General features: G+C 41.2%; 22 protein-coding genes. 5 read left to right on the forward strand and 17 right to left on the reverse strand.

The genetic code is table 11. The annotated features are described in order from the left end of the window. Positions 1-99 precede the first annotated feature (99 nt). Together IW510_RS03920 and IW510_RS03925 are read left to right on the forward strand one after the other, a co-directional pair. A complete protein-coding gene (locus IW510_RS03920) occupies positions 100-435 on the forward strand; it encodes a peptidase (RefSeq protein ID WP_202057122.1) in 336 nt (111 codons plus the stop codon). A gap of 95 nt (positions 436-530) precedes the next feature. Beyond that, positions 531-1,031, forward strand: a complete 501-nt coding sequence (locus tag IW510_RS03925; protein ID WP_202057123.1) for an LURP-one-related/scramblase family protein — start codon at positions 531-533, stop codon at positions 1,029-1,031. 121 nt (positions 1,032-1,152) lie between these two features. On the opposite strand, the gene trmB is transcribed toward IW510_RS03925, so the two are convergent. The 4 genes from trmB to IW510_RS03945 form a co-directional block, all read right to left on the reverse strand. After that, positions 1,153-1,800: a tRNA (guanosine(46)-N7)-methyltransferase TrmB gene (gene trmB, locus IW510_RS03930; RefSeq protein WP_202057125.1), complete on the reverse strand. Its 648-nt coding sequence runs from the start codon at positions 1,798-1,800 to the stop codon at positions 1,153-1,155. A gap of 178 nt (positions 1,801-1,978) precedes the next feature. Beyond that, the gene (gene dat / locus IW510_RS03935; protein WP_202057127.1) at positions 1,979-2,824 is read right to left on the reverse strand and encodes a D-amino-acid transaminase; all 846 of its coding nucleotides are present in this window, start codon (positions 2,822-2,824) and stop codon (positions 1,979-1,981) included. 3 nt (positions 2,825-2,827) lie between these two features. Beyond that, positions 2,828-4,045 (reverse strand): ABC transporter permease, encoded by a 1,218-nt coding sequence (locus IW510_RS03940; RefSeq protein ID WP_202057128.1) that lies wholly within the window; start codon positions 4,043-4,045, stop codon positions 2,828-2,830. A gap of 2 nt (positions 4,046-4,047) precedes the next feature. Next, positions 4,048-4,785, reverse strand: coding sequence for an ABC transporter ATP-binding protein (locus IW510_RS03945; protein WP_202057129.1), 738 nt, complete (start codon positions 4,783-4,785; stop codon positions 4,048-4,050). A 417-nt stretch (positions 4,786-5,202) separates the two neighbouring features. On the opposite strand from IW510_RS03945, the gene IW510_RS03950 reads away from it, so the two are divergent. The 3 genes from IW510_RS03950 to IW510_RS03960 all read left to right on the forward strand — a co-directional run bounded on the left by IW510_RS03950 (position 5,203) and on the right by IW510_RS03960 (position 7,258). After that, positions 5,203-5,631 (forward strand): HIT family protein, encoded by a 429-nt coding sequence (locus tag IW510_RS03950; protein WP_202057130.1) that lies wholly within the window; start codon positions 5,203-5,205, stop codon positions 5,629-5,631. Continuing rightward, positions 5,628-5,987, forward strand: a complete 360-nt coding sequence (locus IW510_RS03955; RefSeq protein WP_202057408.1) for a YtxH domain-containing protein — start codon at positions 5,628-5,630, stop codon at positions 5,985-5,987. The genes IW510_RS03950 and IW510_RS03955 overlap by 4 nt, the downstream gene beginning before the upstream one ends. A 242-nt stretch (positions 5,988-6,229) precedes the next feature. Continuing rightward, on the forward strand, positions 6,230-7,258 hold the full coding sequence (locus IW510_RS03960; protein ID WP_202057131.1) for a peptidylprolyl isomerase: 1,029 nt from the start codon (positions 6,230-6,232) through the stop codon (positions 7,256-7,258). 222 nt (positions 7,259-7,480) lie between these two features. Here the strand turns inward: IW510_RS03960 and IW510_RS03965 are convergent, their stop codons facing one another. The 13 genes from IW510_RS03965 to IW510_RS04025 all read right to left on the reverse strand — a co-directional run bounded on the left by IW510_RS03965 (position 7,481) and on the right by IW510_RS04025 (position 22,216). Then, a complete protein-coding gene (locus IW510_RS03965; protein WP_202057132.1) occupies positions 7,481-8,566 on the reverse strand; it encodes a DUF916 and DUF3324 domain-containing protein in 1,086 nt (361 codons plus the stop codon). Positions 8,567-8,621: 55 nt separating this feature from the next. Then, positions 8,622-9,185 carry a hypothetical protein gene (locus tag IW510_RS03970; RefSeq protein WP_202057133.1) on the reverse strand — a complete coding sequence of 188 codons (564 nt, stop codon included), beginning with the start codon at positions 9,183-9,185 and terminating at the stop codon, positions 8,622-8,624. A gap of 19 nt (positions 9,186-9,204) precedes the next feature. Continuing rightward, complete coding sequence (locus IW510_RS03975) at positions 9,205-9,783, reverse strand: WxL domain-containing protein (RefSeq protein ID WP_202057138.1); 579 nt, start codon at positions 9,781-9,783, stop codon at positions 9,205-9,207. Continuing rightward, positions 9,776-10,117, reverse strand: coding sequence for a hypothetical protein (locus IW510_RS03980; RefSeq protein ID WP_202057140.1), 342 nt, complete (start codon positions 10,115-10,117; stop codon positions 9,776-9,778). The genes IW510_RS03975 and IW510_RS03980 overlap by 8 nt, the downstream gene beginning before the upstream one ends. Positions 10,118-10,131: 14 nt before the next feature. After that, the gene (locus IW510_RS03985) at positions 10,132-11,814 is read right to left on the reverse strand and encodes a hypothetical protein (protein WP_202057141.1); all 1,683 of its coding nucleotides are present in this window, start codon (positions 11,812-11,814) and stop codon (positions 10,132-10,134) included. A gap of 457 nt (positions 11,815-12,271) precedes the next feature. Beyond that, positions 12,272-13,393, reverse strand: a complete 1,122-nt coding sequence (locus IW510_RS03990; RefSeq protein ID WP_202057143.1) for a DUF916 and DUF3324 domain-containing protein — start codon at positions 13,391-13,393, stop codon at positions 12,272-12,274. Positions 13,394-13,491: 98 nt separating this feature from the next. Then, on the reverse strand, positions 13,492-14,106 hold the full coding sequence (locus tag IW510_RS03995) for a WxL domain-containing protein (RefSeq protein ID WP_202057144.1): 615 nt from the start codon (positions 14,104-14,106) through the stop codon (positions 13,492-13,494). A 12-nt stretch (positions 14,107-14,118) separates the two neighbouring features. Further along, positions 14,119-14,586: a hypothetical protein gene (locus IW510_RS04000; RefSeq protein WP_202057145.1), complete on the reverse strand. Its 468-nt coding sequence runs from the start codon at positions 14,584-14,586 to the stop codon at positions 14,119-14,121. A 10-nt stretch (positions 14,587-14,596) separates the two neighbouring features. Next, positions 14,597-16,108 carry an adhesive domain-containing protein gene (locus IW510_RS21540; protein WP_202057148.1) on the reverse strand — a complete coding sequence of 504 codons (1,512 nt, stop codon included), beginning with the start codon at positions 16,106-16,108 and terminating at the stop codon, positions 14,597-14,599. Between the two features lie 540 nt (positions 16,109-16,648). Continuing rightward, positions 16,649-17,107 (reverse strand): ASCH domain-containing protein, encoded by a 459-nt coding sequence (locus tag IW510_RS04010; RefSeq protein WP_202057149.1) that lies wholly within the window; start codon positions 17,105-17,107, stop codon positions 16,649-16,651. A 222-nt stretch (positions 17,108-17,329) separates the two neighbouring features. Beyond that, positions 17,330-18,274: a 3'-5' exoribonuclease YhaM family protein gene (locus tag IW510_RS04015; RefSeq protein WP_202057151.1), complete on the reverse strand. Its 945-nt coding sequence runs from the start codon at positions 18,272-18,274 to the stop codon at positions 17,330-17,332. Then, on the reverse strand, positions 18,258-20,993 hold the full coding sequence (locus IW510_RS04020) for an ATP-binding protein (protein WP_202057153.1): 2,736 nt from the start codon (positions 20,991-20,993) through the stop codon (positions 18,258-18,260). Before IW510_RS04020 ends, IW510_RS04015 begins: the two co-directional genes overlap by 17 nt. Next, on the reverse strand, positions 20,990-22,216 hold the full coding sequence (locus IW510_RS04025; RefSeq protein WP_202057155.1) for a metallophosphoesterase family protein: 1,227 nt from the start codon (positions 22,214-22,216) through the stop codon (positions 20,990-20,992). The genes IW510_RS04020 and IW510_RS04025 overlap by 4 nt, the downstream gene beginning before the upstream one ends. Positions 22,217-22,256: the final 40 nt, after the last annotated feature.

Raw genomic sequence — 22,256 nt, forward strand, 5'->3', positions numbered from 1 at the left:
ATTTTATTGAACATTTTTTTTATTTCCATTAGACTATGTTAGAATAGGAATAAGACAACAGACAGTTATTCATACTTGAAATAGACGGAGGGGTTCCTAATGGGTGAAGAAAATGAATTGAGTTATTTTAAAAACGGACTGGCAATAGGTGCCGGGCTGGGCATTGTCAGTGGTGTTCTGTCCACCCTGTGGTTCCAAAGAAACCGAACACTGGATGCAGATTTCGTACTGGAAAATATCAAGGATGCCTTTTTGAAGGAAGGTCCGATTGAGGGATCGTGGATTGAATTTGAGAAGAAGCCTTTAAGAAAATTTGCCATTCATTCGAAAACATATAATGGTGGAATCTCTCGGATAGAGGACGGCAGCTTGGTTCAGTATGCCTTTGTTGCGGATGCACAAACCGGAACCGTGATTGATGTTACTCGATTGTAATAAAAAGAGAAAGGTATGCATTCTGTTTTAGCAGAAGCGTCTCTTTCTCTTTTTGATTGTTTATATTTATAGGTTTGATTAAAAAGGAGGAGACCATGAAAAAACTATTCATTAAACAGCGTGTGTTCAGCCTTGGCGGTCATTTTACTGTTAAAGATGAGTGGGAACAGGATCAGTATATTGTTGAAGGCAGCTTTTTAGCTATCCCAAAAACCTTCACTATTTCAGATACTCAAGGACGGAGAATCGGGACTATCACTAAAAAAGTATTCAGTTTTCTGCCTAAATTTTTCATTGAGATTGATGGCGAAGAAACTTTAACGATTGAAAAAGAACTGACGCTTTTTAAATCCCGCTATCATATTGATGCTAAGGGGCTGGATATTCAAGGTGACTGGTGGAACAAAAATTTTGAAATTGTTCGAAAGGGAGAGATAGTTGCAACAATCGAGGAAAAATGGTTCACTTGGGGGGATTCCTTCGAGGTCGATATCTATGATGAGTCATTGGAGCATACCATCATCTCTCTTGTCATTGCCATTGATTTTGTTAAACAAGAGGAGAGCAACGCAGCTGCAAGCTCCAGCAGCTCGTAACAGATGTTTAGTGGGTACGCGCATTGATAGATTACGCGTTTCGTAATTTATAAAATTGAATCCGTAGTAAAAACGACAGTCACATCTTACTAGCGACTGTCGTTTTTATCGTTTTTTCTTATTATTCTTCTGTTTGAAAGCGTGCTTCCACACGATAGATTGGCTGCCCCTTTGCAGAGAATTTTTCCTCATACTCTGTCATGATATTCCCTTCATAGGTGCTTTCATGAAGATTCAGCCAGACCTGTTCAATAATCATGCCGTATTTTGAAAAGCTGCTTAGTGAATATTCAAATAAGCCTTGATTATCTGTTTTGAAATGAATTTCACCATTCGGTTTTACAATCTTTTCATCCACTGCCAAAAAGCTGCTGGAGGTAAGACGTCGTTTTTCGTGGCGTTTCTTTGGCCACGGATCAGAAAAATTCAAGTAGATTTGATCCACTTCATTTTCTGCAAAATACTGTGTCAGAGCTTCTCCATTCACGTGAAGCAGCTGTAAATTCGGCAGCTCTTCTTCTAATGCTCGTTCCAACGCAATTGACAGTACACTTACCTGCATTTCAATTCCGATATAATTGATTTCCGGATGGGCCTTTGCCATTCCCACGACAAATTGACCTTTCCCTGTTCCGATTTCAATATGAATCGGGTTCGTGTTCCCAAAACGTTCCTGCCATTTTCCCTGCCATTGCTCAGGGCCTTCAACTACATACTCCGGATGGGCAGCCAGTAATTCCTCTGCACCCGGTCTTTTTCTTACACGCATTTTCTTTCCTCACTTACTTGATGTTATTTACGGATTGTCTCTATCGTAATCTTGAATAAAAGAGGGGACAAAAGCAGCTCTTTCGGAGCGCAAGCTTTTTGTCCCGACTACTTTTCATCATAAAATTTATACTTGTTTTTTTATGGAATGTCAACTCTTGCTTCGCAACAGTCTTCAATCAATGACGGTCTATTTCCGCCAGATATGCTTGATGAAGCTGCTTAGTGATTTCACCTGGTTGTCCAGAACCGACAACGTGTTCTTCGATTTTTACTACTGGAACAACCTCAATCAGCGAACCGGAGATAAAGCATTCATCCGCTGTGAACAGCTCTGCTTCATCAAAGGTCTCTTCCTTCACAGGCAGCCCAAGCTTTTCAGCAAGTGCTAAAAGCTTCAGCTTCGTAATCCCCGGTAAAATCAGTTGACCATCCGGATGAGTATAAATCGTGCCATCCTTCACCAGCCAAAAATTCGCTGCGGAAGCTTCCGTCACTTTGCCATCACGAATTTGAACCGCATCTTCAAAGCCGCGACTTCTTGCATGCTCCAACGCCATCACATTTCCAAGTAAGCTCAATGATTTGATATCACAATGCAGCCAGCGTGTATCAGGTACAATACCTACAGCAATTCCCTTGCGCTGTTTTTCTACCGGACGATCATAAGGAATGATATTGGCGGTCAACACACCGATTACTTTTTTCGGATCAGGCAGTGCATGATTACGAGGGGAATCAATGCCTCTCGTTACTTGCAGGTACAGCTTTCCTTCTGAAATGTTCTCCACAGCAGTCAGCTCCGTTAAGCGCTCAACCAGCTCCTCCTTGGAAAATGGCAGATGAAGTTTGATTTTTTCTGCTCCGGTCCATAAACGTGTCATATGTTCTTCAACCATATACAACTGTCCATTGTAGACACGGATTACCTCGTAGAGTCCATCACCATATTGGTACCCGCGATCCTCCATATCAATTCTAACTTCTTCTCTTTCAACGATTCGATCATTCCATAGAACTTTCATGTCTTATTCCTCCATTTTTTTCAAACGTTGTGGAACATAGAACCTCGTAAAAACAAAAATTTCAGCAGCCATTGCTGCCATTACAATCAGCGCTTCCTGTAGATTCGGCAGGACAAACAATGCAATCACTCCGAAAACAACGGCGGCAATAATCAATAATACATTTAACAAGTAGCTGACCGCCTGCTTCTTTTGCTTTACAGGCGTTGGGTATAGATGCGTCATAACCATGTAATCAAATTGCGCATAAATCGGAATCAGCTGGAAGCCAAGTAAATAGATGAAGACTAACGCCACACCCAGAGACAAAACAAAATCCTTTGAGAAAAATAAAATCAGACCCGCCACACCTAGAAGTCTTAAAAATAGGCCGCTATATTCAGAACCTCTCAGAAAACTGCGCGCATATAGGTACAGATACGTATTCTTGCTTTCCTTTTTTATCTGATTCAACACAGGATCAAAGAGCTTTCTGCGTTTGATACTCCCTGTGATTTCCGGAACATCGGTAAATAGATGGATAAACCGATAAATACGATGCATCCGATTGTTTTCCTTCTTAATCATTTTCTCCCAGTCCAGAGAAACCTGTTGCTTCTTCTGCTTTAGATAAACCATAAATACCGCCAGAACCACTACGGAAATTCCTAACCCAATCAACGGGTTTACATACATACCGATGGCCAATGTTCCGGCGCTGGCAACCAACCAAATACCTTGCCACAATCGACTTTCATTTACTGAAATCTGGTATAAATCATATTCCTGCCAGCTCAGCTGGGCTGCCTTCAGCAACAGCAGCGTAATTAAATACACGAAGAATGAGGAAAATTCTTCACCGGTAGAAACAACCAGCAATGGCATCGTCATACCGCTTATTAACACAATTGCTACAGCTGGTAATAGAAAAGAATGACGAAAGGCCCGCTTGAAATAGCTTGGCATCTCTGCTTCCTTAGGTAGAATAAATACTTTGTCTGCGTCTTGGGTCAAGGTTGCCAACTGACCAATCAGAAGCGCCATCAGCCAAATGATTAAAATCAGCGGCCGTCCCCAGACGAAGTTTTCCGGCAAGCTCTTCAACAGCTCCGAGTAATAGAAACCCAAGCCGCCCAGAAGGAACACGCAGACGATAACAAAATGATCGTTAAATACATACTGCATATACTTCATCATCTTTTTCAAGTGACGGGCTGCACGCAGCTTAAACAGTTCCGACATAGTTACCCCACCTTTTCTTCCTTAGTCAGTGCAAGATAGATATCATCTAAAGAAGAATCCGGCAGATTGAACTCTTTACGCAGCTCATCCATGGAACCAATGGCACGTACTACTCCCTCGTGCAACACGACAAAGCGATCACAATACTTTTCAGCCGTTGCCAGAATATGGGTAGACATTAGAATCGCAGCTCCCTGATTGCGCATGGTATCCATCAGCTCAAGAAGGGCATGAATCGCCAACGGGTCCAGACCTAAAAACGGTTCATCGATGATATACAGACTTGGCTCAATTAAAAAGGCACACAGAACCATGACCTTCTGCTTCATCCCTTTTGAAAAATGTGCCGGAAACCATTCCAGCTTATTTTCCAAACGGAATGTTTTCAGCAATACATCCGCTCGTCTAAACGCTTCCTCTACCGGAATATCGTAGGCCATCGCCGTGATTTCAATATGTTCTCTCAAGGTCAGCTCTTCATATAATGAAGGTGTTTCTGGTATGTAGCCGATTTTCTTACGGTAGCTTTCCGGATTTTGACTCAGGGTCTGATCGTCAATAGATATCTTCCCCTTTTGAGGAGTCAGCAGACCGATAATATTTTTGATTGTGGTGCTTTTTCCGGCACCATTCAATCCAATCAGACCGACCATTTCTCCGGCCTGTACTTCAAAGTTTATATCTTTTAAAACAGGTACATGACCGTAGCCGCCTGTTAAATGCTCAATTTTCAAGCTCATGTCTTTGCCTCCAAATTTTTTAATGTTTCTATTATAACATGATGAGAAGGTAAAGTGGCTTCCCCATGTAAATTTCCGACTCATCTTTCTTACGATTTCTGTCAGCTTCTGATTCGTGTTTCTTCCAATTAAAAGCTTCCGTCGTTTCCCGATGCTTCTTTTTGTTACCTACTCGTATAGCTCCTTGGAGAGTAGTCTGCTCAGTCCTCCTTCAGCGCAAGCCTATTTGACAGAAAAATGGCTATCAGGAAAACAACCGCCTACTTTGCACTGACTTGCTTTTCTATCGAACAGTATAACTTATAAATTTATTTCAATCATAAAGAATTATTTTCGTTTCTCTATTTCGTTCTTATACTTTCTCGCTGAGATATGGTAAAGTAGAGAAAAAGATAATTTAAAGAAAGAAGGGTTCCTATGGAAGATTGTATTTTTTGTAAGATTATCAATCAAGAGATTCCCAGCTATAAAATATACGAAGACGAGGTCGTTTATGCCTTTTTAGATATCAGTCAAGTGACGAAGGGGCACACGCTGGTTGTTCCTAAAAAACATGTGACTGACATCTTTGAATATGATGCTGATTTAGCAGCAGATGTTTTCGCTCGTATTCCAAAAATCGCACGTGCATTAGAAAGTGCTTTTCCTGAGGTTGAAGGTCTGAACATTGTAAACAACAATAAAGAGCTTGCTTATCAGTCTGTCTTCCATTCTCATATTCATCTGATTCCTCGCTACAGCAAAGACGACGGCTTTGCGATGCGTTTTCCGAACAATCAAGAGAAGTATTCAAGTGAAGAATTGCAGCAATTAGCTGAAACAATTTCAAAGCAGGTGACTAAATAATGAAGGGATTTTTCAAAGGACTCCTATTTGGTTCTGTTGTTGGCGGTTTGGGCGGGCTGCTTCTTGCGCCTCGCAGCGGAAAAGAAACACAGGAGAAGATAATCGACGAGATTGACGACTGGAAATACTTATCCACTGATTTCAATGAAAAACTAACCACCTTCAAATCCACTCTTGCTGATTTTCAAGAAACAGCTGAAACAATGATTCCAGCGTTCGCTGAAGGACTCACCAAGGATATTGAGAACTTCAAGTTCCAAGCCGAACCTCGGCTAGAGCAGATTCAGGAGCAGGTGGAAAAAATCCAACAGGAACTTCCTGAAATGCCTGAAATCACAGAAGAAAAAGAAGACTAAACGCCATCTATCCAAAAAAAGTTTTATTTTTTTGGATAGATGTTTTTTTCAACCTTAAAGAAATATATACCAATCAAAATTACATTTTCTACGCGAAATGTGTCCAAAATTCGAAAATTATTTGAAACTTCAATTCGATGTTTCTTTTCTGTCTAAGATTATGGTATAGTAATAAACGTGAGAAATTCTTTTCTACATAAAACTATCATACAAAAACTATTAATTTTAGGAGAGCTGACCAAATGAAGAAAAAACTGATTTTAGCTGCAGCCGGTGCATTAAGTATCTTTGCTTTAGCAGCATGTTCTAGCAGTTCAGAAGAAATCGCTACAATGAAAGGTGCAAAAATTACTGTTGAAGATTTCTACAACGAAATCAAGAACGACAGTGACAGCCAATCACGTGTTGCAAACATGATTATCTACAAAGTATTTGAAGATAAATATGGCGATAAAGTGTCAACCAAAGACGTCGATGCAAAATACGATGAAATCAAAGAAAATGCTGAAGCACAAGGCCAAAACCTTGATGACTACTTAGAGCAATATGGTTACACTCAAAAATCATACAAAGCGCTAATCAAGCAAAGTCTTGCTTTTGAAGCTGGAATCAAATCTCATGTTGAGATTACTGACGAAGACTTGAAAACAGCTTGGGATTCTTTCCATCCGGAAGTAGAAGCACAAATCATCACTGTTGCTACTGAAGAAGAAGCGAAAGAAATCAAAGCTGACTTAGACAAAGATGGCGACTTCACAAAAATTGCAAAAGAAAAATCTACAGATACTGCAACTAAAGAAGATGGTGGTAAAGTGAAATTTGACTCTACCTCTACAGAAGTTCCTGCAGCTGTACAAGAAGCAGCATTCAAACTAAAAAATGACGAAGTAAGTGAACCAATCGCTGTAACTGACAGCACAGGTTACCAAACAGTCTACTACCTTGTGAAGATGACAAAAACATCTGCTAAAGGAAATGACATGGACCCTTACAAAGAGCAATTGGAAGAAATTGCTACAACAAATAAAACAGGCGATTCAACTTTCCAATCTAAAGTGGTTAGTGATGAGTTGAAAGAAGCAAATGTAAAAATCAAGGACGATGCCTTCAAAGATGTGTTAGCACAGTACATTCAAACTGAAGAATCAAGTACTGAAGCAACTGAAGCTTCATCAAACACAAAAGAATCAACAAAAGAAGAATCTTCAACTGACTCTTCTGCAAAAACATCTGATTCTTCAAGCGCAACAGAAGAATCTTCTTCTAAATAATTGCCAGCAAAATAGGATTCAGCGTTCAGCTGAATCCTATTTTTTTGCAAAGAATTCTACTGACAGCACCTCAAAAAAGAGCAGGTTGAGCTTCCCCTGCTCCTTCACGTTTGCCTATGCACCTTAGTAAGATAAGGTATCAGAGGAAAACACACACACATTTTTATTGTCTATTCACTGCACACGCTCCAGAATATTCAATTATTCTAACTACCCTCTATTTTAGAGAGTATCGGATGATCCTGGAATATGCGCTGAAGTATCAGCTGAAATGAGTCTCACAGTAAGAGCCTGCTGTCGTTGTTTCCTCTTCCTCAAGTAGAGTAAGAGCAGCGATACCGCCAGACCGCTCAACATCCCCAGCAAAACAAAAGGCCATGAGGGATTATTGTTTGAGGGGGCAATAGGCAGCAACGACTGATTAATTTTTTCTGCTTCTTCCTCCGTGATTACAAATGGTTCATCAAAGGTCCAATGATTTCCCTTTGCATCGGCAATCACCAAATGCAAGACATAGTCGCCTGCTTCCAGCGATTCCTCTTCCCAATCAACAGCAAAATCATAAGTAGAGTTTGGCGCAATGGACATGTCCTTGTCAAAGGTCTTCTTGCGTACTGTCTCTTCCTGCTTATTTTTGATTTCTACATCATATTTTAAGTGACCGATGCCTTCCATCGTTGGATTTTGAATTTCTGCCACGATTCCCGTTGATCCAAAGGTTTTTTCAGCCCGCACCTCGTTCACTTCCAGCTTTCGTTGAACTGGCGTGTCTGTTTCAGTTAATCTCAAGCCAATAATATAACCATAGCGGTTCACAATTTCTCCTTCTACTTCCTTCGTCTTCTTCAAAACCTGAATCCCACCAAGAATTTCTCCGTCAAATACCTCTTCAGGCATCGTTAACTGAATCGAAAAATCAATACTTGTTTGTGGCGAAACAGTAATTTCAGGAGCATAGGTTGCAATATCCGCTAATCGATATTTTTGAGAGGCATCTACTTCTATGTCGTTGCGTTCATAGTCGATAAAGCCATTTTTATTGGTATAGGCTTGATTCACATTGATTTCATAGGTCTGCTCCTGATTGGACGTATTGAAAATAGTCATCGTAATTTCCTGCTGCTGTGCCGGCTGCATTCTCAAATCATAATAAGATATCTCTTGATTCTGCTGGTTTTCCGGCAGCTTCGCCTGTACATTGAAGCCTATTTCTTCCCCTGAAACAGTTTGTACATTCAGGCAGGTGAGTAGAATCAGGCTCATTGCCAAGAGCAATTGCGTGATTGCTTGCATCGCTGTTTTTTCCACACTGAAATCCCCTTCCTTAAACGAGCCTGCAGCTCACTTTATTAAGACGCTGCTATCAATTGATACGAATAGTATCCGCCAATGTATAAGTGATTGAGCCTGTTAACACATCCTCAATGCCAAATTTGTAATCCCCCATTGCTGTGGTTTCCAGTGCTACACTCGCAACTTCCAGCTTATAGTCTCCTTGATTATTAAAATTGGTTGTCGTTTTTTCCATGACTAAATTACCGCTTCCTGTACCTGCACCAAGAATAATAGGATTACCCGTTGTTGGTGTAATCGTCAGGCTAGTCACCTCGGCACTTTCCTCCGATGCAACGGATAAGGCCGAAACAGTCGCTGTCAATTTCCAGCCTTTGTCTTTTCCAGTATAATCCTGTACATAATAGTCCTTTTCATCGGTACTGACTGTTCCTGTCAGCGTATATGCAGTCGCCCCCGGAGAAAATGTTCCTGAAAAAGTATAAGAATCGGGAACCTCCTGGATACCATTATTTGTTCCTGCCAAGACCGTGACACTGGTATCCGTATTGCCGTTTGCTGCCCATGCCGGAGCGGCAGCTCCTAAAACAGCTGCCAGACAAACACCTGCAACGATTAATTTTGTTTTTTTCATTGTGATCTCCTCCATTTTGTTAGTTATTTTCAGGCAGGTCTCTCAAGCTAATCATTTGTTGTGCACTATAACTTCCTGCCTTAGTGCCTTTTGGTAGTTGCAACGAAATGTTCTCCTTTGTCACTGTATAAATATATGTTATGGCATCAGCTGTAGCCGATCCATGGTACTGAAGTAAGGGCTGATCTGTTTGATTGGTCTCCTTCACACTGAGTGGGTGCGCCTGATAGTCTTCCTTACCAACCAGTTCACCGTTAACTCTTAGCTCGCCCTGTCCAATCTTCGTTTCTGCCTGAGCAAGATTCTCTTTGTCCTTGCTGTTTTGATACGCATACAAACGATAATATACTGACCAGCCAGAAGTTTTTTCGGCACGACCATCTTCGATTGTAATTGTCAAATCCTCTTGTGCAACAAGTATCTGCGCCTCTCCTGTCAGCTTCTGCGTACCAAATGCAGGACTGCTTACTTTTTCTAGACTTAATTGACTTTTAGACAGCTGAACCTCCATAGTTGTATTTTTTTCAGCCATAGCTTCTACGGGCAAAACAGCAAATAGACAGGTGGCCGCCAGACTAAACATCACCGTTTTATTCATGCCTACTCCCCCTATATCTTTTTAATAAATAGGATAGCCCTAAAATGAAGAGCATCGTTCCGACAAACGAGAGGAGGTAACTGGCAGATTCATTCGCTTTTAACAGACTGCCATTTTTTCCTGAAGAGGCGGATGCCTTATTTGGAGCTTGGCCTGTTGAATTCTGACCTGTACCAGTATTTTCAGTTGTTGACTGGTTCGTTGCGCTATCTTTCAGCTCCACCTGAATTTGTCCTTCGTGAACATCATGTGTCACACTCCAGACCGCTGACATGGGCTGAAATGCGATCACGACAAGTACTGCGACTAGCAGTTTTTTTATTGATAATCTCATGATCCTCATCCTTTCTATGTCCCACGACTGGCATCGACCAAGGTCCAACTCACTAAAATTGGTTCTTCGTAGACTCTACCAATTTCCGGTGTTCCATTAACCTTCAACAAGATGCCTTCATCCGTTTGCCAGCTCTTTTGAAAAACAAATGGCTGCTGAGGATCAGGAGTAGTCAATTCTGCACCAGATGTATAAACAACACTTCCTGTATCGCCTAAATCGCTTGCAGGCTCTCCAGTATTTTTCCAAACGAGTGAAAAAGGATAGGCTTCAGAACCATTGTTCCTCGCAGACACTGACAGCTTCCAAGGTGCATTAGTCCGATCGTTGTCTGAGCGACTATCCTTAACTAGGACATTCAGATTTTCCGACCGAGCAAGCGGTTCTGTCATTTCCTGACCGGCTGTCAACGTCCAGTTCATCTTATCAGTCACCGATACCCATGAAACCGTACCAACAACAGTCAGGTTTAGCGTGATCGTATTGGAGACATAGGTTTTTCTCCCTGCCCCATCCTCTTTGTATGCTTTGACCGTCAATTGATTCGTCCCATACGGCTTCCTTTTTAGGTACTCATCCAGAGAAATTGTGACTGTCCCGGAATTGACATGGTCATTTGCGCGCGTCTCAATATGCTCGTAGCCACTACCATCCTCCAGAATAAAGCCATCAGGCAAATAAGCTGCCATCGTATCTGGGTCAGACCAATAGAACGTCGTTGAAAGCTGTTCGCTGATATCGTGAGAGCTGATTGTCTTGTTTTCCTCCAGCGAGGCGTTGTTCCAAGAAAGCTCAGTTGGTTGATTGTCCTTCAAATTAATCCAATAGTAAGAAGAATCATTGTAAATCTGTTCTCCCAGCCCTTCAAGAGTTACAGATAGGTTTGTATTAAAGCTCATCAAATCAAACCCGGTAAGATTATTTTTCAGATTCAACTCAAAAGTGAAGATGATATCACTTTTGATTGGGTCACTTCCCACCGATTGATATGCGCTCATCTCTGCTCCATCACCTACTGGCGCCCATGTATTATAGGATATTTGATCTGACACTGGAATATTCGGATAGCTCCGCCTAATTTCCACCAAAGTGTTATCTGTTTTTTGATACTTCGCGCGTTTATCAAAGAACAGTTTCATCGTATAGCTCTTCACATTGACATCAGCCGGACGTGTAAAAATCACCGTGAATTTCAAGGTGTCTCCGGCTTGTGCGTAAACCAATGAAGGATTAAAATCAGGACTTTCCAGAGTAATATCTTGGGTAACGCCTCCACTAACAACAGCGATACTGTTTGTCAGCCCTGCCGATTGTCTCATAGCAAGCTCTTGTTCTTCGGCAACCTTTTCCGGTACTTCTTCAGCTTCCGGCTGTTCATAGTCGTCTTTTGGAGCCGGCTCCGACTGTTCTTCCGATTCTTCAACAGTTGGCTCGGTATATTCTGTACTGCTTTCCGGAACACCGGGTTCACTGCTTTCTTGCGTATACGATGGTTCTGTTTCTGTACTTTCGTCAGTCTCTGAGGCCCCGGAATCCATCATCCCTTCAGTTGGCGCTTCGCTGACCACTTCCTGATTTAGTGCTTCTGCAAAAACAAGAGAACATGGAAAACCAACCGATAGTAACAAAAACAAAACAACCAGTCCATTGAAAAATTTTCGGATGCCTCCTCCTTTTTTCTTCCAATTTTTTTGCACTATATTCCCCTCCTAACTCACTATGACCCATGCGACATGCAAAATTCATCTAAAGTATAGCAAACAAACGTTTTTAGATTCGGTCTAAAAAAAATAGAAAGCTTCTCTTTTTTGAATAAAAACACTCGTTATTTTAAAAGAGAGAAGACGTCATAAATATAATACTGACAAGACATAACATTTTATTTTCTTTTATTTCTCATTTCGTCATTCTATTAACAAAAAAGAAATATACCGTTTTAAAATCTTTTTTTTATCATTTTTCTATTCATAAAAGAAGGGAAATCTTCTTATTATTGCATGAATCAGCTGATAAACACTTTTAAAATAACGTTTGTTATAAAAACGTTCGATGGATTACATCTTCTCACAGCACAGCAAAAAACTGGTTCCATTCATGAGAGAAGGACTCCTCATGAGTGGAACCAGCCGTTTTCTAATGCTTCTATTGGCTTAATTATTTTTTAGGTGTTTCTGTTGGACGTTTTTTTCTTTTTTTCCGTTTCTTCGCCAATTGCTTTTTCAACTTCTTGTTTCTATTAATCATCAGAATTACTATACTTCCTAATACTATCAGCACAGCAATTAGAGCAATAGTTCCCCATGGTATTTCAGCACCTGAATCTTCTTTAATGCTAACATCTTTTTCATTAAAATCTGAGGCTTCCTTCTCCGAAATAGTAAATTTCGGCTTCCCTTCCCATTCTCCCTGATCACTGCTTACTTTGATATCTACTTGATACTCACCATTTTCGAACTTATCGCCGGAAAAAGGAATTTGAAAAGGAAACAGGGTGTTTGGCGCCATGTTTAACTGTTCTTTTGTTCCTTTCAGCACTTCTTTTCCATCCAATAAAACCTTGTAATCAATCGTGATATCCTTAATATATGCAGCTGCCTTATTTTCTATTCCAACTTCAATAACATTTCGATAATTCTCTTGTCCTGCTTTTGCACTATTAATTGTCACGTCAGGTTTAACTTCTTCTCCATCAGACCGAATGAGTAATGCAATTTCTCTTGAAAAGATATTCTTGACATTTCCTTCAACTTTTTCATCCGAATTTGCTTCAAAGTAGACCCCGCCTGCCAACAATCCGGAGAATGAGTTATCCGGCATTTTAATGGTCAGGGTAACATCCTTTGTTGCATGTGGTTCTAACGTAATTTCCTTGTCATTCAACGTAACCAAGTCTTCAATATCATAGGGTGCCGATTTTGAAGTGTCTTTATTGATACCAGAATACTCGATAACTCCAATAGCGTTTGTGATTGCCCGATTAAAGGAAGCTTTCAATGTAAGAGTTTTTTCCGTTTTGTTTTCCAGAGTTACCGTCAACGTCTCTTCTTGATTGGGGTCAAGCTTTACGTCAAAGTAAGACAGGTTCTTATCTGCTTGACTGTCTGGAACATGAATCGTCGCATCAAAACTATTTAATGATTCATTATCCACCGACTCCACCGAAGTCGCTGATTCTCCGTAAACAAGGGCTGGAAAGGTGACTAGACCCATAAAATAAATAATACTGATAATTGCGGTAAAAATAATTTGTCGGTATGCACGCTGCTCTCTCTTCATATCTTTCTCCTCCAAACTGGTAATCCAAACATTTAGAAACCGGGACAAAAATTGGACTTCTTCCTTTTGTCCCGGTCAACGCTAAACAATCATGCATCTTATAGAGGTGATGCTGTAATTGTCCAGTTAAGTGTTGTTTGATAGTTCGCTTCTGCCTTTAATGCAGTTTTAGGAACAGCTAATTGGAATTTAGTGATTGGCAATGTCGTTTCACCAGCACCTTCACCAGCATTTGCTGTCATTACAGTATTAGCAAGCAATAAATTTAGTGTTGTTGTTTTATTCGCCATACTAGTACCTGTTGGAGCTGAACTCAAATTATTTGTGATGGCTCCAGCAGTAATAGACAAAGCAGCACCAGTCAAAATGTTCAAATCAGCTGAAAATTGAGTAAGTTGAGTTACTTTAACAGACCAACCAGGAAGTAGTGTTGCCCCACGGTTGTCGTCTACCACTACAGTTCCTGTTGTTGCAGGAGACGCTTGTACTCCATCAGATGTCGCAGTCCAAGTTTCATCAGCGGCTGATTGAATTGGGTGAGAACCGAAATTCAAATTGGAAGGCAATAACCCGCCCGGGTCCATAACAAGTCCCCCGCCTGTATACCCAACAGTAGCGTTTGTTGCTTTGTCAGCATAACTTGTACTACTAAAACCCAGTCCAATTCCTAATAATGCAACAGTTGATAAGCCAATAATTGTTTGTGTTTTCATGATTTTCTCCCCCTAAGTTTTTTTAAGATTATAAACAGCAATTAAAACAAATATGACACCAACAACGACAAAGATATAATTTACTGTGTCGTTTGTTTTCAGAAAATTACCGGAACCTGACGATCCTGACGGCTTGATGATTACCTCTTCACTGCTTGTACCATCTACCGTCCCTGTACTGTCTGTTGCAGTACTGTCTGTTGTAGAGCTTTCTGTGCTTGTACTACTTGTATCTGTCGTACTGGATTCTGTTGTTGTGCTGTCTGTACTCGTACTATTCGTATCAGTGGTACTGGATTCTGTTGTGGTACTGCTCCCCGAAGAAATAGAGCTATCTGATGTGTTCCTGACTTCCTTAAAATAACGGATGTTTCCATTGGTAACAGTAGCTTGAGCCAACTGTGAGGAGACCAGGAAAATCAGAGCAAGGCTTCCTAAAATTACTAAGAAACAACTTAACTGCTTGAGCAATTTCATCATGTCTCCTCCTTTATGGACTCTCTGTTACAGTCCAGATAAGTGTGGTTTCGTATTGACCAATTTTCTTTGCAGTATTTTTCGGTACAAACAGATCGAATTTCGGCAGCGCTAAGCTAGTCGTACCACTCGCAGTCACTCCGGAAACAGCCATGAGCTCCTGTTGCGAACCGTTTATTAACTCGATATTTTGACCGCTGATGCTTCGTACACCGGTGGAGTAATCTGTTGTTAAGGTCCCTCCATAAATTCTCAATACAGGTGTACTTAACTCAACACCACTGCTATTCCATTGATTGGACTGAGCAACCTTAATCTGCCAATTCTTCACTGTCGATCGGGTATCAGTTACAGAGACCGTTCCTGTTGTTTGTGCAGCCCCGGCAACACCACCCTGCGTGGCAGTAAAAAGTTCGTCCAGCTTCGTTTGAATCGGATGGACACCAAAATTTAACGAGTCCGGTAATAACGTATTGTTCATCGCAAAAGTTTCACCGGCAAAATAGATATAGGAAAGACCATTAGCCGTACTTAGTAAATCGATATCGATGATTGATGATTTAATGACGGTTCCTACAAATTTTGCATCCAGATTACCCGTGATACTGCCTGGCCCGGAGACCAGTGTAGGCATTTGGATCGTTGTACTCCCTAATACTGATGCATCTGCTAATTGCTGTACACCGGTTCCACCCACAGCTAACAAAGGTTTTACTGTAGTAATAGCATTGACCAACGTCGGTTTCAGCAATCCAAGTGCTGCATTGATTGTTATAGCAGATGCTGCACCAATCAAACCAGTTCCCGTTACCTGTAATGCACTGACTGCACTCGACAGGTTCGTTAAAATCGTCGAAAGGTTTTGTGCCAAGATTGGACCAATGCCATCATCTAACGAAAAATAAATGGCTCGTCCATCTGCAGATAAGGTCATGGATTGTTGAAAATCAGCTGCACCAAAATTTTTAAGGGCATCAAGTAGAGCCAACTGCTTATTTACTTCTCCCAGATTCAAAGAAACACCTGTCAAGTCAGCAACTAAGCCCTTTTGAATTCGATCAATCAAACTGACCAAGTCATTGACTGCTGTCAAAGTTGCTGTTAATACGCCAACTTTACTCAAATCGACAGTAATATTCGTGTGTACCTGAGAGCTTCCATTTGCTTTAACCTTGTTTGCCAGCTCCGGCGGAATAACCAAAACACCATACTTTTTCCCAACCAAATTTGCTGAAACATCTGCCAGTCCAGCGCCGGAAATCGTAAAATTAACCGGCTGATTTGCTGCTGTCGCCTGCCATCGCTGACTGCTGGTTGTCCCACTGTTATTTACAGTGTGTATATCCGATAATATCTCCACATTCAGCACAGCTGCCGATGCTTCGTCAGAATGAAAAAAATACGATAAAACGCCCGAAAATCCTCCTGCGACGACCAAATTAATGACAAAGTAACAGACAAAAAAGTTTTTTTTACTAAGAAAGCGCTTCAACTTTTTTGGTTTTCTCCCTCCCTCAACATACACATCCATCTCTTCCTTTCATCGTCTTTTTTTAGCGCCAACTTATCTGAGTTGATTATAGGTGGGTTAAAAACATAATCATAATTTAATGCTTACAAAAAAAAACTTTTTTTTGATTACGCATAAGGAATGTTATGTTTATCCTATTAAAAAAATTATTTTATGGCACGATGACTCGTTGTTTCCTGAAAAAACCATAAGTCAACTAATCTTTTATTAAGTAAGGATTTGTTATCAAAAAATCAGCAATCCATCTGTTATTAAAATCATTGTTTTTTAATGATTTTTTGAAATTAAACATGGTTATTTTTTACACTCAAAAAAATAAAAATCTAAGAAAAATATTAGGAATAAATAACAAAAAATACAAGTTTTTTTAATGATTATTTTCTTTCCCCTTTTTTTAAATAGAACATATAGACACTTTAAACGTACACCTAGGAGTCACCAATTCTTTTTCTTGAGTAATTTTTTACATACAAAAAAAACTGGAAACAGTTTTCTCTCTGTTTCCAGCTACGTCTATAAGCTGCTATATAGTGTTCATTTTTTTCGATAAACTACTTCAAAATATTCGTAGACAACCAGATGCTCCTCTGTGAATATTTCATTGGCTTCGGTTAGCTCCGCTTCGAAAAACGGGCGGTGAACCTTTCTCCAATAGGCCAAATTTCGCTCTCCTTCGCCCTCCAGATATCCATGTAAATCTGTTATCGATTTATATGGGAGAATGTCGATTAGCTTGGCTTGAATAATCGCAGCAGCTTCCCCTCTTCCATCCAAAAGGATACTGTAATCCCCGGCTTTAGGGATTTCCTCCTGTTCCAATTCATACGCACGCTTTAATCCAGAAGTCCCTCTCTTTTCCCCCTGAAGCACTTCTTGAAGCAGTTCATCTGCCATTTCAGGTGTTCTGCCAAAGCTCCAAGCAGTATAACGGCCTTCTTTGATCTCATATTCTTTGATAAATTCATTCCATAATTTTTCTGCTGATTGATTCATTTGTCTCTCCTTTATTTACTTATTTTTCTTCGCTCTTCCTCATCACCCGCTCAGCTCTCCTGCTAATAACATAAATACCACATCACTTTCTACATTGAGACAAAAAAGCGATGCGGTATTTTTTAACAGTCGATTAGGCTTGCACCTACGAATAGATGCAAAAATAACAATTGACACCCTCATTTTCAGAACAAATAGCTTCTCATCCTTGAAGCTATTCTATCAATCCTTCTTCGGCACATAGAAGCTGCGGTTATCCATACCGAAAATTCGATCCGTGTATGTTCCCGGCTCTGTCTGTCTGATAGAGGTCAGCATCATCTGGATTGAAGCATCCATATTATCAATTTGATGCAGGATTTCCGCTTCCATGATTCTTGGTCTGACCGGAGAACCATATTCTAATAAGCCATGGTGTGACAAGACCATATGCCGTAAAATCGTTACATCTTCATCCGTTTCATCGATTTTCAATGCCTGACAGGCACTTGTAATTTCTTCATCTACCAGAACCAAATGACCGATTAAATTTCCAGCCAGCGTGTATTCCGTACTCATCGCTCCGGAGAGCTCCTTCACCTTTCCTAAATCGTGCAGAATAATTCCTGCGTATAGCAAAGGCGCATTCAACTCCTCATACTCCTGACAGATTGCTTTTCCTAAGCGTAGCATCGTCAAGGTATGGTAAGCGAGCCCGTGGGCAAAAGCATGGTGATTGCGTTTAGCCGCCGGAAAATCAAAGAACTCCTTCTGATATTTCGTCAGCAAATGACGAACGATTCGCTGCCAATGAGCATTCGCAATCTCAAATACTGTCTGGTTAATTTCTTCTACCATATCTTCTCTTTTTAGTGGTGCACGCTCCATATATAGTGCTGGTTGATTCGGTTCATCCGGACGTGCTAAGCGCAGATGAATGATTTTGACCTGCGGATTGCCTTGATATACTTCACGTTTACCATTCAACATAACGACCTTTCCAGATTCAAACCGCTGAATTTCTTCTTCAGAAGCATCCCAATACTTTCCGTCAATCGTTCCGGAAGTATCCTGAAACGTAAAGGCAATAAATTTCTTGCCGTTTTTGGCCGTACGTACATCTGCGTTTTTGATTAGTAAAAATAGCTCAAAAACTTCATCTACCGTAAGCTCACGAATTTTTTTCATCCTTGTTTCCCTCCAATTGGACCACTGATTGTTTATTCTCTTGATAATAGCTTACCATTTCTTGATCCGAAGAAAAACAAATGATTTGCTGGTTTTCGCCAAAAAGTTGAAATAATCGGGCTAAATGACGTTTTCTTTCATGATCATAGTGCAGCCAGCCGTCGTCAACCATAATAGGAAAAATACTTTTTTCTCCTTGTAATGAAAGAAAAGCAAAGCGAATGGCCATAATCAGCTGGTCCTTCGTTCCAGTAGATAAGTCATAGACAGCGAAGCGCTGCCCAGATGTATCTTTCAACTGCAGCTTACCTTCATAAAGCTGGATATCTGTATACTTCTGATCCGTTAAGAGTTTAAAATAGTTCACTGCGTGCTTTAATAATGCCGGAAGCTGTTGATCGGAAAGCTCCGTTAGTAAATCCAACACCAATTGTTCAGATAATCGATAGCCGCTCCAATCTACAGCTAACTCTTCAATCTCTGCCTCTAGCCCAGCTAACTCCTGATACAAACTGTCTAACGTGCCATCTTCAATCATCTGTTGACGCTTGTACAGCAATCGTTGCTCTTCCTTCTGTAAGTGGAGGATGTCCTCTTCAGCTGCCGTCAACAAGGCACTTTGCTCATACTTTTGCGCCAACAGCTGCTGCTCAGCAACCTCTTTCGGGTAGAGCTTCGTCACAAGCGGCTGCAATTCCGCCAAGCGTTTCCCAACTGCTTCATTCTGCGTATAGGATTGTAATTTTTCAGGTACATCCTCTATTGCAAGAATTTGATAATTATACAGCAATGGTCGTGCTGCTTCCAGTACTTGCTGTTGTTTTTCACGAACCTCTTTTAATGATTGCTTCGTATAGATATCCGCGTTATTTCCTTGGGAAAAGCGCAGCTGCTCCATCTCGTCGGCGAAGTCGCTGATAATTGTCAGCCGTTCCGCCAATCCCTTGCCAATAATCGGCAGCCATGTCACGAAACGCTCCGTCTGTCTCAACCATTGATTCGCCGTCTCTTTATCCTCTTTGATTTGACGCTGCAGCTCCTGTGTTGTACTAATCAGCAGTAAATATCGTTTGATATCTTCCTTATGATTCATCCAATACTCCAGTCGATCCATACCGCCTAAATGATTCTCTCTTGTTTGCTGCTGAATGTATGTCTGAAGGTGTTCTTCCTCCTCGTGCAGTCTGGCAATCTGGCCCTTTATCTGATAGAGCTGTTCATTCAAATAATCCAGATTTGACAGCTTTTGCTGCCATTGCTTCTTGATACTGTCCGCTGCATCCTTCTGTGGTAAAAGAAACAGGAAGGCTGCTGTTACCAAACAGAGGACACCTAGCCCAAGGACGCCCCAACGCAGAAAACCGGATAAAAGAAAGCCAACAACAAAACAAATGACTGCTGCCGCAGCAGCAAACCCGCCAATTTTTTTCCGCTGCAGTGGTTGCTGTTTATTCTTACGCTCTCGTTGAAAGACACGTTGATTCACGGACTCAAAATCCTCAAGATTTTTTTCCTGACTGCGGATATTCGCTTCTAAGGTGCGCTGATCTTCTTCAGCGGTCTGCAGCTCAACCTTTCGGCTGACAATCCCTTCTCTAAGCTCTACCAGCTGCTGCTCTTCAAAGAACAGGCGTGGCGGCTGTTCCTCTGTCCAGCCCCATTTTTGTTCATATTTACGCATATCTAAGGTATTCTGTTCCAGCGATTGAGTCATCCACTCAATTTCAGATAGGAGCTTACCAATCGTGTAACGTTTGTCGAGAAAGTCTTTAATTGCCTCCTCTTCATTTAAGTAAAACAGGTACTCACCTGATTGGTCGTGATGAGCCACACTTGATTGAATCACTCGATTCAACCGTTCCTGTTCTTCCTTCAAAAATTTATATTCCTGATAAAGAGACAGCAGCTGGTCTTTCTCATCCTCTTCAACGACAATAGCCGTGTCCAGCTGTTTTTTCTTTAGCTGCTGCCATTCTTCGAATAAAGGATAGCTTAACAGTTGTTTTTCCAAAGCTTCCAGCCGCTGCTTCAATTGGGTGACGGCAGTCCGTTGCTCAATCATTGCCGATTCTGTCTCCGTAAGCTCTGCTAAAATCTGATTGTACTGCTGTTCTTCTTGTTCCTTCCGGCGAATCTTCTCTGTCAGCTTTCCGTGCAGCTCAAGCTTCACGTTCAATGGCGGACGCAAACCCTTGCTTTTATAAATTTCCTGAGCCTGCTTGTTATAGCCTTCCCGTATTTTCAGCATTTGGTTACTACCCGAAATTCCAAGTGCCAACAGTGAGGTTTGCAGCTCATCCTCGTCCAGCTTCTCAAGCTGTGTCAGCTGTTCCTGCTGGAAAGTAAAAACCGTTTGGAACAGCTCTTTTGTTAATGGATGTAGAATTTGCTGTAGTAAGGCTTCATCTCCAACCTGTTCGCCAATATAGACTTTAGCCTGTCCCTTATTTAGTTCTTTGTAGCGCTCGATTTGAACATTTCCGTATACCGGATGCTCTAGCCAAAGACGACCGCCGTAGCTGCCTCCGCCCTTTGGAATATAATTCTTTTTCTTTTTCCCTTTAGCCGGAAAGCCGAATAGCATAGCTTGAACAAATTGATAAACCGTTGATTTCCCAGCCTCATTTTTACCGTAAATCAATTGATTCCCATCGGAAAACTCAATCGTCTTCTGCTGCCACTTGCCAAAGCCGGCAATTTCTATCGAAAGGATTTTCATTGCTGATCCTCCTCAATCGTAAAAGATTCTTTGATTCGTCGATCTGCCTGTTCAATACATTTTTCTCGCCAAGCACGGTCGATTGATTGAATTGTTGAAAACTGCGGATGCTGTAAAAGCTCTTTCGTTTCCTCCGCAAAGATTTCTGCCTGTAAGTAGTTCTTCTCCAGCTGTTCCAATAGTTGCGGAGACGCCTGTATCGGTATTTTTTGATCTTTCGTATGGCTTGCCACAGATAGCTGAAATACAAAAAGCTGCCTTTGTCCGTCGAGCGTTCTTTGCAGATGGGTCAACAACTCACCATTAGCACAAGAAACATGAAACGCCTCCTCTAGATGTTCTGTATCTGTCAATATAATTTCCTTCAACAAAAATTTGTGCTTCTGTACGGCCTCTTCAATCAGAACATTTTCTAAAAACATCAAGGCCTCTTTCTTCGTGGGATAATCGCTTAAAGAATAGTTTGTCTTTTCCCATAACACCTCGGCTGCTTCTTCAAATCGAATTGTCGCAGGACCGTTTCCCAAATTGACAATTCCTGCTCCCTGTACGCCGGTTTCTTTTTTTGAATGACCTTGCGGAGTGCCTGGATAAACAATCAGAGGGTCTGCGCTTAATATTTCCGGTTTATGGATATGTCCCAGCGCCCAGTAATCGTACCCCAGCTCCTTCATCCGACTTACTGTGAAGGGAGCATACCGAGATTCTCTATTCGCTGCTGACTCCCCATGGTAAATACCTATATGAATATCTGCATCTGCTGATCTATAGGGAAATTCTGATAGTTTATTCTCTTCAATCCACGGATGCTCATAACTAAACCCGGAAACAGCTACCCGCTCCTTATTTCGAGTGACAAAATAATGAGTCTGCACCTTCTCCTGTTCAAATAGATAGACCTCTTCAGGAAAATCGAACCAGTACCGCTCCGAGCTGTAGTAATCATGGTTCCCAAAGCTAATCATCACATGGATATCCTCTTTAATCAATCGCTCCAGCCCTTCGAAAAAATATGCTTGCGTTTGAATCGAGGTCTGACTCTGGTGAAAGGTATCTCCGGCAAAAATAACCGCGTCTACCTGATTTCTTAGCGCGCTGTCGATAAGCGTATGCAATACTCGTTTATTGGTCTCCTGAAGCCTTTGTGCTACTCGTTCCGGAAAAGCCTTAAGGCCTTCAAATGATCGATCTAAATGTAAATCTGCGATATGCAATAATTTCATTTCGGCTATTTCCTCATCTTTCGAAAGTTTCTTCTATCAT

It is taken from the genome of Enterococcus sp. BWR-S5 (genome assembly GCF_016745255.1).
In the GTDB taxonomy this organism is placed as follows: Bacteria; Bacillota; Bacilli; order Lactobacillales; family Enterococcaceae; genus Enterococcus_L.

Bases quoted from the DNA above. Each gene is read 5' to 3' on its own strand.
- IW510_RS04020 (WP_202057153.1), bottom strand. From the start codon at position 20,993: ATGAAAATCCTTTCGATAGAAATTGCCGGCTTTGGCAAGTGGCAGCAG.
- IW510_RS04025 (WP_202057155.1), bottom strand. From the start codon at position 22,216: ATGAAATTATTGCATATCGCAGATTTACATTTAGATCGATCATTTGAA.
- dat (WP_202057127.1), bottom strand. From the start codon at position 2,824: ATGAAAGTTCTATGGAATGATCGAATCGTTGAAAGAGAAGAAGTTAGA.
- IW510_RS03990 (WP_202057143.1), bottom strand. From the start codon at position 13,393: ATGAAGAGAGAGCAGCGTGCATACCGACAAATTATTTTTACCGCAATT.
- IW510_RS03945 (WP_202057129.1), bottom strand. From the start codon at position 4,785: ATGAGCTTGAAAATTGAGCATTTAACAGGCGGCTACGGTCATGTACCT.
- IW510_RS03970 (WP_202057133.1), bottom strand. From the start codon at position 9,185: ATGAAAAAAACAAAATTAATCGTTGCAGGTGTTTGTCTGGCAGCTGTT.
- IW510_RS03920 (WP_202057122.1), top strand. From the start codon at position 100: ATGGGTGAAGAAAATGAATTGAGTTATTTTAAAAACGGACTGGCAATA.
- IW510_RS04000 (WP_202057145.1), bottom strand. From the start codon at position 14,586: ATGATGAAATTGCTCAAGCAGTTAAGTTGTTTCTTAGTAATTTTAGGA.
- IW510_RS03980 (WP_202057140.1), bottom strand. From the start codon at position 10,117: ATGAGATTATCAATAAAAAAACTGCTAGTCGCAGTACTTGTCGTGATC.
- IW510_RS04015 (WP_202057151.1), bottom strand. From the start codon at position 18,274: ATGAAAAAAATTCGTGAGCTTACGGTAGATGAAGTTTTTGAGCTATTT.
- IW510_RS03950 (WP_202057130.1), top strand. From the start codon at position 5,203: ATGGAAGATTGTATTTTTTGTAAGATTATCAATCAAGAGATTCCCAGC.
- IW510_RS03960 (WP_202057131.1), top strand. From the start codon at position 6,230: ATGAAGAAAAAACTGATTTTAGCTGCAGCCGGTGCATTAAGTATCTTT.
- IW510_RS03975 (WP_202057138.1), bottom strand. From the start codon at position 9,783: ATGAATAAAACGGTGATGTTTAGTCTGGCGGCCACCTGTCTATTTGCT.
- IW510_RS04010 (WP_202057149.1), bottom strand. From the start codon at position 17,107: ATGAATCAATCAGCAGAAAAATTATGGAATGAATTTATCAAAGAATAT.
- IW510_RS03925 (WP_202057123.1), top strand. From the start codon at position 531: ATGAAAAAACTATTCATTAAACAGCGTGTGTTCAGCCTTGGCGGTCAT.
- IW510_RS03940 (WP_202057128.1), bottom strand. From the start codon at position 4,045: ATGTCGGAACTGTTTAAGCTGCGTGCAGCCCGTCACTTGAAAAAGATG.
- IW510_RS03995 (WP_202057144.1), bottom strand. From the start codon at position 14,106: ATGAAAACACAAACAATTATTGGCTTATCAACTGTTGCATTATTAGGA.
- trmB (WP_202057125.1), bottom strand. From the start codon at position 1,800: ATGCGTGTAAGAAAAAGACCGGGTGCAGAGGAATTACTGGCTGCCCAT.